Source organism: Bacillus sp. AP8, from assembly GCF_000321185.1.
Classification (GTDB): Bacteria; Bacillota; Bacilli; order Bacillales; family DSM-1321; genus Bacillus_AD; species Bacillus_AD massilioanorexius.
On record NZ_CAPG01000114.1, the window covers coordinates 1 to 772 of the forward strand.

The 772-nt window shown below is 40.2% G+C and carries 1 protein-coding gene; it reads left to right on the top strand.

The window, feature by feature from the left end; translation table 11 throughout:
* Positions 1 to 249: 249 nt before the first annotated feature.
* Positions 250 to 772 (top strand): IS110 family transposase (locus tag BN349_RS22900; protein WP_019244607.1); only part of this gene is annotated, 523 nt, incomplete at its 3' end.

Consider the following 772-nt stretch of genomic DNA (forward strand, 5'->3'; position numbering starts at 1 on the left):
ATCGTATTATAAGGTTGACCAATGTTATTGGTTGACCTTTTTATTTAGGTTCTAGAATACTAATGGTAGCTGGGGTAGAACGTAAGCACCCGTGGGATTCAATCCCGACAACTAAACCGTTCGCCCCCTACTTATAGAAACATGATTGAAGCTGGTTGGGACTTAGATCTCGTATAACAAGCGAAGCTATGACACTATAAGGAGCCATTTAGGGGTTACCAGCTAATTTATTATTGAGGAGGAGATATCATGAATCCAGTCATTGGTCTGGATGTCGCAAAAGGAGAAAGTCAGGTTCAAGCATTCTTGGAGAAAAAGAAACCCTACAAAAAGAGCTTTAAAGTTGCACATACACTGGATGGATTACAGGAATTACACACCTTTATCAAAGAAGTAGAAGAGCTATCAGGCTTACAACCACCCATTGTTTTGGAGTCTACGGGGCATTATCATCTGCCTGTCGTTCAGTATTTTGAGAAAAGAGGATACTTATTAATCATTGTGAATCCACTCATTTCATACAAAGCGAAAAGTTCGAGTTTACGTAAAGTCAAAACAGACATAATCGATGCCCGCCACCTCTGCGAGCTGTATTACAAAGAGGATTTAGAGCCATATAAAAAGCGCGGTATTCAGCTTTTAAACCTGCGTAATCTGACGAGACAGCACGAGAATTTGACAGGTATGTTTGTACAGACTAAGTTACAGTTTCAATCCGTGCTGGATCAAGTATTTCCAGAGTATGTAGGTGTGTTTGGGGAATTGTATTCAG